8 protein-coding genes are annotated in these 13,172 nt (G+C 52.4%); 1 reads left to right on the forward strand and 7 read right to left on the reverse strand.

Annotation, left to right across the window (positions count from 1 at the left end):
• Nucleotides 1–61: 61 nt before the first annotated feature.
• The 6 genes from WMO41_RS13460 to addB form a co-directional block, all read right to left on the reverse strand.
• The gene (locus tag WMO41_RS13460; protein WP_349230205.1) at nt 62–1,444 is read right to left on the reverse strand and encodes an MATE family efflux transporter; all 1,383 of its coding nucleotides are present in this window, start codon (nt 1,442–1,444) and stop codon (nt 62–64) included.
• Nucleotides 1,445–1,474: 30 nt separating this feature from the next.
• Nucleotides 1,475–1,726 (reverse strand): DUF4321 domain-containing protein, encoded by a 252-nt coding sequence (locus tag WMO41_RS13465; protein ID WP_177291366.1) that lies wholly within the window; start codon nt 1,724–1,726, stop codon nt 1,475–1,477.
• A 23-nt stretch (nt 1,727–1,749) separates the two neighbouring features.
• Nucleotides 1,750–1,941 carry a DUF6472 family protein gene (locus WMO41_RS13470; RefSeq protein ID WP_118530044.1) on the reverse strand — a complete coding sequence of 64 codons (192 nt, stop codon included), beginning with the start codon at nt 1,939–1,941 and terminating at the stop codon, nt 1,750–1,752.
• A gap of 15 nt (nt 1,942–1,956) precedes the next feature.
• Nucleotides 1,957–3,294: an MATE family efflux transporter gene (locus WMO41_RS13475; RefSeq protein WP_349230206.1), complete on the reverse strand. Its 1,338-nt coding sequence runs from the start codon at nt 3,292–3,294 to the stop codon at nt 1,957–1,959.
• Nucleotides 3,295–3,415: 121 nt separating this feature from the next.
• Nucleotides 3,416–7,075, reverse strand: a complete 3,660-nt coding sequence (gene addA, locus WMO41_RS13480; protein WP_349230207.1) for a helicase-exonuclease AddAB subunit AddA — start codon at nt 7,073–7,075, stop codon at nt 3,416–3,418.
• Nucleotides 7,057–10,524 carry a helicase-exonuclease AddAB subunit AddB gene (gene addB / locus WMO41_RS13485; RefSeq protein WP_349230208.1) on the reverse strand — a complete coding sequence of 1,156 codons (3,468 nt, stop codon included), beginning with the start codon at nt 10,522–10,524 and terminating at the stop codon, nt 7,057–7,059. Before addB ends, addA begins: the two co-directional genes overlap by 19 nt.
• A 111-nt stretch (nt 10,525–10,635) precedes the next feature.
• Between addB and WMO41_RS13490 the strand changes: the two genes are divergently transcribed.
• Entirely contained in the window at nt 10,636–11,073 is a 438-nt protein-coding gene (locus WMO41_RS13490) for a hypothetical protein (protein WP_349230209.1), read from the forward strand.
• A 50-nt stretch (nt 11,074–11,123) separates the two neighbouring features.
• On the opposite strand, the gene ftsH is transcribed toward WMO41_RS13490, so the two are convergent.
• Complete coding sequence (ftsH, locus tag WMO41_RS13495; RefSeq protein WP_349230210.1) at nt 11,124–13,040, reverse strand: ATP-dependent zinc metalloprotease FtsH; 1,917 nt, start codon at nt 13,038–13,040, stop codon at nt 11,124–11,126.
• Nucleotides 13,041–13,172: the final 132 nt, after the last annotated feature.

Below are 13,172 nucleotides of genomic sequence, written 5' to 3' on the forward strand. Positions count from 1 at the left end.
CCGATCTACATTGGCCCCTCCACATCTGGGGCCAATGTTGCGACAGCCTCTTTTTCACAATTTAATCCCGTGGTTTTCTGCGCGCCGCAAGCCGTTTCCGGATCACGATATAGCAGATGATGTGAGCCGTGAACGTAATGATCCAGCTGACTGGATAAGAAATATAAAGCGTGGTCAGTGTCCGGTGCATGGCGAATACAGAAAAAATCCATACCACGCGGAACAGGCAGGCACCGGTTAAGGATACCAGCATCGGAACAACGGAATATCCCAGACCGCGCAGGCCGCCCACCATGGTATCCATGATGCCGCACAGGAAGTAGCTTCCGTTGATGATCCGCATACGCATCATGCCATAGGAAATGACTTCCGGATCAGAGGAGTAAATCTGTAACAGCTTCGGACCGAATAACACGGCTCCGCCGCCCATCACAACGCCCACCATGACCACCAGTCCCAGACAGTACAGCAGGATTTTGGTAACACGCTTCATCTTTCCCGCGCCATAATTCTGGCTGGTAAAGCTGAGTGCAGTCTGATAAACCGCGTTCATGGCATTGTACACAAATCCCTCCACATTGGCAGAAGCCGTGCTTCCCGCCATGGCGATGGAACCAAAGGAATTGATGGAGGACTGGATCAGCACGTTGGACACAGAAAAGATCGCACCCTGAAATCCCGCCGGCAGGCCAATCTTCATGATCAGCTTTACCTTGGACTCCGTCAGATGCAGCTTCTCCCGGCAAAGCCGGTAGGCAGAATCGGAACCAGCCAGGCAGCGCACGATCAGCACCGCGGAAATGCACTCCGACACTACGGTTGCCGTTGCGACGCCCGCCACTCCCATGGAGAAACCGATGACAAAAACAAGGTTTAACACTACATTGACCGCCCCCGCAAAGAGCAGAAAATACAGCGGTCTTCTGGTATCGCCAACGGCCCGCAGGATTGCGGCACCAAAGTTATAAGTCAATGTTGCCGGCATGCCGATAAAATAAATCTTCAGATACAAGGCTGCTAACGGCAGCACATCATCCGGCGTTCCCATCAGGCTTAACATCGGGCCGGAAAAGAACACGCCCACGAAGATCAGAAGAATGCCTCCGGCCAGTGCAATCATCATGGCCGTATGGACGGTTTCTTCCAGGTCCTTCCATTTCTGCGCCCCGGAATACTGGGCCACCAGAACATTTGCGCCAATGGAAAGTCCCACAAACACATTGATCATCAGGTTGATGAGCGCTGTGGTGGAACCAACCGCAGCAAGGGATTCCCTGCCCGCGAAATGTCCCACCACAATGATATCCGCTGCGTTAAACAACAGCTGCAGAATACCGGACAGGATCAGCGGAACCGCAAAAGCTACAATTTTCGGAAAAAGCGGTCCGTTGCACATGTCCATTTCATAGGTTTTCCCTGATTTTTTTGCTGGTTGTTCCATCATTCTTCTCCCATACCCCTCAATCGCAAACTCCTACAGATAACGATAAATCAAAAGCGCAATGGCCACGCCGATGATGCTGGCCATGGTAATGCGAATGGTCAGTCCAAAGGTGATGACCAGCACGCCGAGATTTAATACGAGCGGAGTGTCTAACCCAAAGGACTGTCCAAAATTCAGCCAGGACAGCAGGCTGATGCTCTTGGTGGCCTCTCCCAGAAAACCGCCGAGTACGATTCCTGCCAGAAGCAGTAAAAGCAAAATCCAGAAATTCTTGTTTTTCATCGTTTGTTCCCCTCCATGACATCTTACATCTGTTTGCGCACGATCATGTATTCATCGCCCAGGCGGTAATATGGACAGTCATAAAAACGGTCCTCCATAAAACGCGCCATCTCGTCTTCATCCAGATTGACCTCGCACACATAGCACTCGTAATCTTCATCATACTCATAGTACATACAGCTTTCACAGCTTCCCTGCTGTTTTTTCTTTTTCATGAATCTTTATTCCTTTCACGCAAAGGTCTTCTCCAGACGCTTTGTCACATTGCGGTTACACCATAACGACAGGATACTTCCCACGCCCCAGCCAAACGGCCAGGACAGCCAGACTCCGGTCACACCCAGAAAAGAGGCGAACACAAAGGAAAGCACTACACGCAGGATCAGGTCAGAAAAGGTTGCCAGCATGAACTCCTTCATGGCACCGGCACCACGGAGCATGCCGTCAGAGGCCAGCTTTAACGCAATCACCACATAAAATGGAGATACGATCCGCAGAAACTGGATACCGGTTGCCATGGCTACCGCGCTCTCCTCCTGCATAAACAGGGACATCATGGCACGGCCAAAACCGAAAAATGCCACAATAAACGGAACCGCAAGAAGAAGGCCCATCTTTACTCCCCCGCGCATTCCTGCCTTCACGCGGTCCACCTTTCCGGCACCGATATTCTGAGCTGTAAAACTGGAAATTCCGTTTCCAAGTGTCGTAAAACTGGTGATGGTAAAGGTATTCAGCTTGATGGCTGCGGAATATCCGGCAATGACGGAGGATCCAAAGGAATTGATCAGTCCCTGCACGAAAATATTTCCAATGGAGACAAAACTCTGCTGCAGGATGCTTGGAACCGCAATGCGGGCAATCCGCTTTAACATATCGGCAGAAAAGTATGCTGCCCTCTTCTCCGTCTTAATCTGCTTTAACCGGCCTACCATGGTGATAAGTGCCAGCACACAGGCAATGCCCTGGGCAATAAAGGTTGCCCACGCCACACCGGCTACACCCCAGTGCAGTCCTGCCACAAACCAGTAATCCAGGAAAATATTGCCCAGAGAAGAACCGATCAGAAAATACAGCGGCGTTTTGGAATCACCCAGTGATGTAAAAATACCGGTTGCTACATTATATAAGAACAGGAACACAAAGCCTCCGATATAGATCCGCAGGTAAAGATCACCCAGGCTGAAAATATTTTCCGGGGTCTGGATCATGCGCATCAGGAAGCGGCTTCCGAGAAGTCCGAATACCGTCAGCACTACGGAAAGCACGGAAGCAGAGATCAGCGTGGTGTACACGGAGGTTTTCATCTGTTCATAGCGCTTCGCGCCAAAGAACTGGGAAATGACCACCGAACAGCCGATGTTGCTTCCCACTGCGATTGCCATGAAGATCATGGTGATCGGATACGAAGCGCCAACTGCTGCCAGTGCGTCCTCACCGGCAAAACGGCCCGCGATTACACTGTCCGCAATGTTGTAAAGCTGCTGAAAAATCACACTGATGAACATGGGAATCGTAAAACGCCACAGAAGGCTTTGCGGATTTCCCTCGGTCAGGTCTTTCATCATAATACATTATCCTCACATTCCTTAAAATCTGCGGCGGCGCCGTCATAAAATCCATGACGCGCGCCGCGCCTTTAGAATGCTACCACTTTTTGGAAAATTATGCAATGCAGATTTTCTGTTTTCAACATGGAATGGCCCGCTGCATCGTCAGGGAATAGATCCATTTTTCCCGGACTTTTTTCCCGGTCAGCTGCGTTAACGCCCGCTCATAATAGTCCAGCTGCCGTTTGTAATGGTCCAGAAGGACCCGGCTGCTCCAGGTCCGGTCCGTCTTATAGTCCACCAGGATCAGTTCGCCGTCATCCTCAAAGTAGGCGTCAATGATACCCTGGATCACCACCAGTTCATCACTGTCCACCGGCCCAACTTCCCGGGCCGGAATGCCCATGACAAACTGCTGCTCCTTATGAAGCGTTCCATCCGCCTGGGCCTTTGCCATCCGGTGTCCGGTCTCCGACTGCAGGAAATTCCAGATTACGGCACAATCCACCATCTTAAGATTCTCTGCCGGATACTGTTTTTCTTCCGCAAACCGTTCCAGCCAGGTTTCCACATCTGACCGGCTCTGGATCTGGTCAAAGGGAAGCAGCTCCAGCGCGCGGTGGTAGGCGGTGCCGCGGGCGGCACCGGCTCCGGAATCCGCCTGCGCATTCTGGTTTTCTTCCACACCTGCGTCTTCCCCGGGATCCGCAAATTCCTCCGGCCACAAAAGCACTGCCTCAAACGGCGTTTCCGCCTCCTCATCATCGGTGAGCTGTCCCATTTTTTTCAGTTCCGATACCGACATCTTTATATGCAGCGTCACATCCGCTGCATAAGGATAGACAAAGCCAAGATGATCCCGCAGACGTTTTCCGAAACTGTCTTCGTATTCCTGATTCAGATCCAGTTCCGCCAAAGCGTCCTTCGCGCTCTTTTTCTGAACCTGGCGCCCCAGTTCTTCTCCGACAAACTCCATGACCGGAATTTCTTTTACCTGAATCCGAAGGCCATTCCCTTTCGGCCCGGTACACATAAGAACCCAGTCCAGATAAGAAGCTGCACCGGAAAGAATGGTATAAGGAATCTGCCCACCTGCAAGCGGAATCTGGCTGTATTTTTCCAGAGTCTTTCCAAGATTCCGGTCTGTTCCGGTCATAATCAGTTTTTCCTTTGCGCGGGTCATGGCAACATAAAGCACGCGCAGCTCCTCTCCCAGACTGTCCAGCTCCATCTTCCGGCGCAGCACATTTTTCTTGATGGTAGAAGCCTTCACCCGGTGTTCTGTATCCAGATAGTCTGTGGCAATGCCCAGCTCCGGGTCGATCAGCACCTTCCCGTACACATCCTGCTTGTTGAATTTCTTTCCCATTCCCGCCAGAAAAACAATGGAAAACTCCAGGCCCTTGCTCTTGTGGATACTCATGATCCGCACAGTGTTATCTTCTTCCCCAACGGTGGACGCCTCGCCAAAATCGGAGTTGTACTTTTTCAGGTTCTCAATGTAGCGGATGAAGTGGAACAGGCCCTTATAGCTGGTTTTTTCATATTCTGCCGCCTTCTCTACCAGCATGTCCAGATTGGCCCGCCTGGTCTCTCCTGCCGGCATGGCTGAGACATAATCGTAATAACCGGTTTCCTCGTAAAGCCGGTAGATTAGTTCATGGATAGGCAGATAGGAAGCCAGCAGCCGAAACCGCTCCAGATTCTCAAAAAAGGCCTTCAGGCGTTCCCAGCTCACAGCAGCTGCATAAATGCCGCGGTCCTGTCCCTTATCTGCGCAGTTCCGGTAATCTGCCATCATTTCGGCCAGCTCCCGGTCACTCATGCCCACTACCGGAGATTTTAACACTGCCGCCAGCGGAATATCCTGCATGGGATTGTCGATCACTGCCAGCATGCTTAAAACGGTTTCTACTTCCAGTGTATTGAAGTATCCCATGCGGGACTCCGCGTAGGCCGGGATCCCTTCATTTAAAAGAATCTGCAAAAGTGTCTCTGTCCACCCTGTCGTGCTGCGCAGCAAAATGACCATATCACGGTACTGGGCCGTGCGGTAACCGCCGTTCTCGCCAAGCTTTTTATCCCAGACAAGAAAGCCGTGTTCCGGATCCGTCATCTCCCGGATCTTTGCGGCAATCAGCTTTGCCTCCAGCTCCTTCGCCGTATAGTCTGCTGCTTCCTCATCCAGTCCGGCCAGGGCTTCATCTCCAGTATTCACCATAAGAAGCTCCGGCAGTCCGCCCACCCGCTCCGGCTCCTTCGTCTCCGCAAAAACCGCGCCGGGATGCAGGGCCGCATCCTCCGTGTAGCGGATATTTCCGAGATTTTCCGTCATGATCCGATAAAAGATGTCGTTGATGCCAGTCAGAACCGTATCCCGGCTTCGGAAATTCTGGTGAAGCTCGATTTTCAGATCCGGGCCATCTTCCTCCGGCTCTGATGGGTAGGCATGGTATTTCTCCAGAAACAGCTCCGGTCTGGCCAGACGGAACCGGTAAATGCTCTGTTTTACATCGCCCACCATAAACACATTGTGCTGGCCAAAACGCTCACGGGATACCGCCTTTAACAGTTCCTCCTGCACCAGGTTGCTGTCCTGGTACTCATCCACCAGCACCTCCCGGTACTGCATGCTCAGTTCATCTGCCGCATCCGTATAGGTGCGCGTTCCGTCCTCTTCCACGCGGATCAGCACCTTTAAGGCCTCATGCTCCAGATCATTAAAATCCACAAGGTTCTTATCGCGTTTTTTCGCCTGAAACCGCTCTGCAAAGTTTTCTGCCAGGTCCAGAAGCACGCCTGCTGCTTCCCTGGTTCCCTCCAGATCGGCAAACATATTCTCCAGCGTATCAAAGGCGTACAGCTCTTTCATTTTTTTGATAGCCGTCTTCACCCGGTCACGGCAGCCGGTCACATAAGCCTTCTTTTCCGGGTCCACCTCTTTGCTGCGCACCGTGGCCAGGCGGCTGAACCCGGATCCTGCAAGAATCGCATAAAAGGCCGGAAAATCTTCCACCTCCGAAAGCCGTTTTAACAGAAATACATCCTCCGAAAATGCCGACTCGTAGGCACAGAGGAATGCATCGTCCCGGCAGGTATCGCTGGCATCCTCCATCTGGACCCGCAGTTCTGCGGCCTGGCGTTTCAAATCCTGCAAAAGGAACTCCATCCACGGACCAGACTGCTCATCGGCCAGTTCCCTGCGGCAGTCCGCGATCCACTGGTGCGGATACGGATTACTCTGAGAAAAGCTGTAGACCTGCATGATGTAGTCTTCGATTCCGGCATCGGTCTTTCCCTGGGCAAAGGTCTCCACAAACTGCTCAAACCGGCTGTCCCCGGCGGCGTAGGAATCCTCCAAAAGCTCTGTCATGACATCGGCCCGCATGAGAAGCAGCTCGCCCTCATCTCCGATGCGGAAAGCCGGGTCCAGATCCAGCTGGTTAAAATGTTCCCGGATCACATTCAGGCAGAAGCTGTCGATGGTTGTGATCTGGGCATGATGAACCAGTGTGGCCTGCATCTGAAGATGCTCGTTTTGCGGATCTTCCTTTAATTTCTGCTCAATGGCCGCCGCGATACGTTCCCGCATCTCTGCCGCCGCCGCGTTGGTGAAGGTCATCACCAGAAGCTCATCGATTCCGGGCGGATTTTCCCCCTCCGTCACCATGCGGATAATGCGCTCTACCAAAACTGCCGTTTTTCCGCTTCCTGCCGCCGCGCTGACAAGCAGGTTCTTTCCGCGGCTCTCAATGACCTGGCTCTGCTCCCGGGTCCAGTTTACTGCTGCTCTCTGCATATTTCCTCCCAGATTTCCTCTGTTTTCCGGTTCTTCCACCGGTTGAATTCATAGCCGGATGTCTTCCGGTCAAACCCGCAGACCGCATGGTACGGGCAGTAATCGCAGGCCGTGCGCTGGCCGTTCTTGTACGGTTCCACGCCAATCTCGCCGTCCAGGATTTCCTGTCCGGCTTCCTTTAATTTCCGGTGTACAAACTGGCTTAACCGCGCAAAACGCTCCCGGTTTGCCACGGAAGATCTTCCCGTCTGCACCTCTCCATCCTTTAAGACAACCGGAATCACGTCGGATTCCTTCTCGATGGTCCGGTCCAGATGCCGGACCGCCTCCAGTTCGCTGTTCACGAGGCCATTCATGCGAAGCTTCTTTAAGATTTCCGCGTCGATCTGCTCCGGATCCGGATTCCCTTTTTTCTCTGCCAGCGGATCCGCGATATTGTAATACAGAATGCCCGCAGGAACGATTTCTTTTCCCGGATAATGATTCTGTGCCATCTCCGTCACCGCATCCATGTAGACCACCAGCTGAAGCTGCAGGCCATAGTACAGGGCCAGCAGATCAAAGGAGGTACTGCCGGATTTATAGTCAATGATCTTGACATAGACCTTTTCTCCGTCCTCGCAGACATCCATGCGGTCGATCCGTCCCCGCAGATGAAGGGACTCACTCTCCGAGAGGGCAATTTTCATGGCGCTTAAATTGTCTGCCGCGGAGAAGGATACCTCAAAGCCCGCCGGGACAAAATCTCCTTTTTTAATCTGCTGCTGCAGAGCCCACACCGTCCGTTTGGTAATCTGCCCCACACGCTGGGCCAGATAGCGGTTTCGCGCTGAGCTTCCAAGGATTGTATTTCCGTAATTTTCTGTCACCGCAGCCACACATTCCTCCACCAGCGCGTCTCTGGTCTCATCGGTCATGGTATGCCAGTCGTACTGTTTTTCCTTCACCTGACGGAAGCACAAGTCGATGGACTCATGGAACAGCGTTCCTATGTCAGAGGAAGCCAGCTCATAGCATTTCCGTTCCAGAAGCTCCAGACCGTATTTGAGGAAATGGCCGTAGGCACAGGCCGCGTACTGCTCCAGACGGGTCACGCTGCCGCTTAAAATTTCCCCGTACAGGGCTTTTGCCACCGCATGGGAAATGCCCTGTTTCTCATAGACGAAAAAGGCCGCGTCCGTAAGATGACACAAAGTCTCCCGGTATGTTTCTGATAAAGCAAACCAGCGGTACAGTTCCAGAAACTGCGCGCTCTCCGCGTCCCGTTCCCTCTGTTCTTCCGATGCAGAAGCTGCTTCTTCCACTGACATGCCAATCTGTCCGTCCCGGTATCGGCCCAGCTGTGCGGACAGCTTCCGCTTTGCCTCCGCCACGGAATAAATTTCCGTATCTCCCTGGGTCTCCTGATCAATCAGAACCGCGTTTGGGAACATGGCCCGCAATTCCCCGATGAGGAAGGACGGGCGGCGGCTCTTTCCGTCTGCACCGGTCCGGCACCAGGACAGAACCAGCTGCTTTGACGGCTTTGTCATCATCAGGTACAGGTAAAACCGCTGCTGAAAGCTTTCTTCCTTTGCTGTAGGCGCCAGCTCCATATGATGTTCCCCTAAAAATTCCCGGTCCCGGTCCGAAAGCAGGCTTCCTTTTTCTTTTCTTGCCGGGACGATCCCATCATTGACGCCCGCAAAAAAGAGCACCCTGATGTGCGCAAGGCGGGTTCGGGTGATATCTCCCACCACGACGCGGTCTGCCACCGCCGGGATCACGCCCACCTTCAGCTCCGCAAAACCGGCATCCAGAATTTCCAGATACTCCTTCCGGCTTACGCACTCCTCACCCAGAAGATCCGACAGGCGCTTTAACAGTTCCGTCACAAGACCGTACACCTGTCCATATTCCTTTGCAAGGCGGTGTTCCCCGATCTTTGTAAAGTATTCCTGATAACTGTTTAATTTTTCTTCTGCGCGGCAGTCCGTAAGCAGAGTAACTACTGCCGCCGTCATGCCTGCTATGGTAATGTGCTCCTGCCTAAATGCCTCCTGCATGGCAAAGAGCGGTGCCAGGACCTGCTCTTTAAAGGTGTTCAGCTCTGTCACATTTAAGTCTCCGGCGCCCCGGTAGGTCTGCTCCCAGGTTTGCCGGAAACGCTTTCCTCCCCGGATTCCCATAGCCAGAATATAGTTTTCCAGACGGTCCATCATGATGCGGTCCTGGCTCACCAGGCCGGTCCGCAAAAACCGCATCACGCTCTCATAGGAAAAATCCTGGCGCACGGCTTCCAGCGAAGCGCGGATCAGCTCCACCAGGCAGTTGTCCAGCACATTTTTTTTATCGTCCAGAAAATGCGGGATCTGATTCTGGGTAAACTGATGGGCGATCTCTTTTCCGTAACCCGGAAGGTCCCCTGTAATCACGGCAATCTCACGGTAGCGGACCTTTCCCTCCTGCACCAGCCGTTGAATTTCATGAACAATGTGGCTGACCTCTCCTGACGGGTTCGATGCCTGAAAAAAGGAGATACTTCCTGTCTGTTCTCCTGTGTACGTATTTTTCGTTCCATAACGAAACAGGTTCTGTTCCAGCCAGGCAAGCTCCGGGTGCTGTGCGAAACGACGGTTTTTCTGATCGTTCAGCACAATGTCCGACAGTTTTTTCACCTGATTTTTCTCAGCGATCTCTGACAGGCGCACTGCCATCTGCCGGCTCATGTAAAACAGATTCTGGATTCCCATTTTTCCATAGATGCCTGCCGCTTCATCTGCTGTCACCGTCACATAAACCTGCTTCGCGTAAACCAGAAACAATTCTGCCAGACGGTATTGAACCGGCGTAAAACCGGTGTAGCCATCCAGGGCAATGACACTGTTTCGGATCAGCTTTGACTCAGGGATTAAGCGGCAGAGTACATCCAGCACCTGCTCGGTCGTAATATAATGCCCTTCAATATACTCCTGAAAGCTTTGCTCCACCAAAGCCAGATCCTCCAGCTTCTGCTGCAGCAGCGGAGATTTTGCGGATGGCGCCATCTCCCGAAGTGCCTCCGGCGTAATGCCATACTGATAAAATTCGGAAAGCATGGATTTCAACTGTCCCACAAAACCCGTTTTGTTCAACTGCCCGCCAAATAACACCAGCTGCCGCTTCTGGGCCGCTGCCACCTTGCGCAGCACCATGGATTTTCCCATGTCGTCCAACACAGAAAGATTTTCCACCGCCAATTCTTCAAAAATCCGGTAAGCCAGACGGGCAAAGCTTACAATATCAATGTTCATGGTTCCGTGGTTTGGATGTCTCGTCACGATGTCCTTCTGGGTCTGCATGGTAAACTGCTCCGGCACGATCAGAAAATACTGCTCCTGCGGATGTTCCATGGAAAGGCGGATCACCTCGTCATACAGATATGTGGTTTTTCCCGAGCCGGAACCGCCCAAAATCAGCTGCAATGCCATGTTGTTTTCCTTTCCTGTATCAAAATTTCTGGTCTGAATACGTTCCCTTAAGTATAGCATAAAAGAGAATCCCTGAGAATAGATTATAACAAACATCCCCGGAGGTCTCCCATGAGTTCCAAAACCAGGATCGTCGTCCTTCGAATGAAAGAGATCATCTACACCGCCATCTTTATCGGCTTCGGGATCCTGCTGATCCTGCTTCTGCTGGTTATGTTCCGCTCAGGAAAAAACGATACGCCCGCCTCCGCAAACGCGCAGTACATACCGGGTATCTACACCTCCTCCATCAGCCTGGGGGCCCAGGAGGTCAATGTGGAGGTAACGGTGGACGCAGACCGGATCACTTCCATTACCATGACACCTTTAAGTGATGCCGTGGAGACCATGTACCCCCTCATGCAGCCATCCTTAAGCCATCTCACGGATCAGATCTTAAGCACCCAGTCTCTGGAAAATTTAAACTACCCGGAAGAAACCCGCTATACGTCCCAGGTACTTTTAAATGCTGTAAAAAAAGCGCTGAAAAAAGCTGCGCCCACAGCCTGACCACTCATCTGGTCAGACTGCAGGCGCAGCTTTCTGATTATTGTAAAGCCTTACGCTTCGTCCTGATTCTCCGGTGCAGATACCTCACCTGCTTCTTCCGGCTCCGGAATTCCCTTACAGCGGCAGAAGATCTGCATAAACTCTTTTCCGGTGATGGTCTCCTTTTCAATGAGGAATGCGGCGATCTGATCCAGCACATCCCGGTTCTCTGAAAGCAGGCGTTTTGCCTCCTCATAGGAATCCTTTAAGATCCGCATGACCTCATCGTCTACCGCAGCGGCCGTAGCCTCTCCGCAATCCATCACGGTACGGCCGGATAAGTACTGATCCTGGCGCGTTGCCAGTCCCATAAGTCCAAACTTATCGGACATGCCATACTGGGTTACCATGGCACGGGCAATACTGGTGGCCTTCTCAATATCGTTGGCGGCACCGGTGGTCACAGAGTGAAATACGATCTCCTCCGCCGCGCGGCCTGCCAGAAATACAATGATCTGGGCCTCCAGCTCTTTCTTGCTGTTTAAGTATTTCTCCTCCTCCGGCACATTCAGCACATAACCAAGAGCACCCATGGTTCTTGGCACAATGGTAATCTTCTGAACCGGCTCCGCGTCCTTCTGCAAAGCGCTTACCAGGGCATGGCCTACCTCGTGGTAGGAAACAATGCTGCGTTCCTCCTTGCTGAGGACACGATCCTTCTTTTCTTTGCCCACCAGAACCACTTCCACTGCCTCAAAGAGATCCTTCTGGCTTACCGCGTTCCGGCCGTTCTTAACAGCCAGAATAGCAGCCTCGTTGATCATGTTGGCAAGGTCGGAACCAACGGCTCCTGCGGTTGCCAGCGCAATGGCCTGTAAGTCTGCTGTCTCATCCAGGGCTACATTCTTCGCGTGTACCTTTAAGATTTCCACACGTCCCTTCAGATCCGGGCGGTCTACAATGACACGGCGGTCAAACCGGCCCGGACGAAGAAGTGCCGGGTCCAGCACCTCCGGACGGTTGGTGGCTGCCAGGATCAAAAGGCCCTTGGACGTATCCATGCCATCCATCTCGGAAAGCAGCTGGTTTAAGGTCTGCTGCTGCTCGGATTCTCCGCCTCCGCTCACACCGCTTCTGCTGCGGCCGATGGAGTCAATCTCATCGATAAAGATGATGCACGGAGAATTCTGCTGTGCCTGCTTAAATAAACTGCGGACACGGGAAGCGCCCACGCCCACATACATCTCCATAAAGTCAGAGCCGGACAGAAAGAAGAACGGAACCTCGGCCTCTCCCGCTACCGCCTTGGCAAGCAGGGTCTTGCCGGTTCCAGGCGGACCCACAAGCAGGGCGCCCTTCGGCAGTTTCGCGCCAATGTGGGTGTATTTGCCCGGATTGTGAAGGAAATCCACCAGCTCTACCAGGGATTCCTTCGCCTCATCCTCACCGGCTACGTCCGCAAAGGTAACACCGGTTTCTTTCTGCATGTACATCTTGGCGGTGCTCTTTCCCACGCCGCCCATGCGCTTCATCATGAAATTCATCATGACAACAATCAGGATAAACGGAAGGATAAAGCTGACCAGAGACTCGATCATGGCCATGCTGTCCTGGCGTTCCCTGCGGATCTCTACGCCGCCCGCAAGCAGACGGTCTGCCAGCTTGTAATCCCGCTCCACCGGAACGGTATAAGTTTTTAAGATCGGGTTAAACTTCTCAGAGTCTTCCTTATACTCAATGTCGATCTGGGAGTTTTTGATGGTGACAGCTTTTACATCCCCATGTTCTACCTCAGATACGAATTCATCGTAGGTAATCTCCTTCTGGCTCTTGTCTGTCATATAGCCCCGCATGAACCCTGCGATGGCAAAGGTGATAAAAGCCGCGATCAGCACAATGAGAAGCTGGTTTTTCGGAAATTTGCCGTTATTTCCCTGATTTCCATTCTCACCGCCCTGCGGCTGACTGTTGTTCTGCTGGTTATCCATAAAAGGTCTTTTCTCCTGTTTTTTACATTTATGAACCATTATAAGGGTAGTTTTCCCATAAATCAAGAATAGTCCACTTAAAAAAATAAAGTTTTGAAAAAACATCTGGATTTTGGAATAGCACCGCTGTAT

Origin of the sequence: Ventrimonas faecis (genome assembly GCF_040096075.1) — a bacterium.
In the GTDB taxonomy this organism is placed as follows: Bacteria; Bacillota; Clostridia; order Lachnospirales; family Lachnospiraceae; genus Brotaphodocola; species Brotaphodocola faecis.